This is a genomic window from Agaribacillus sp. DX54, from assembly GCF_056858335.1.
Window position 1 is genome coordinate 1 of record NZ_JBXEQE010000169.1, and the last position, 271, is coordinate 271.

Consider the following 271-nt stretch of genomic DNA (forward strand, 5'->3'; position numbering starts at 1 on the left):
ATCACGGTACAGGGACGGAGTGGGAAGCCGGTCTTCCTTTCCTGACAAATAGAGCACGATCTCTTTCACCACTTTTTCTAAACCGATGTGATCCATCATCAAATGATGATAATGCAACACCAAATAATAGGCCTTGTTGGCTACATCATCGGCTACCTTTACTTGTAACATCGGCGCTGTTGTCAAATCCATGTACAAACCATCCGGGGCAATGGCTTTTTCTACCTGAGGTAAGATGTTCTGACTGCTATCAATTGGTAATGCTTCTACC

1 protein-coding gene is annotated in these 271 nt (G+C 44.3%); it reads right to left on the reverse strand.

Annotated elements, in window-relative coordinates:
* Window positions 1–271 (reverse strand): hypothetical protein (locus tag AC04NP_RS30835; RefSeq protein WP_482863985.1); only part of this gene is annotated, 271 nt, incomplete at both ends.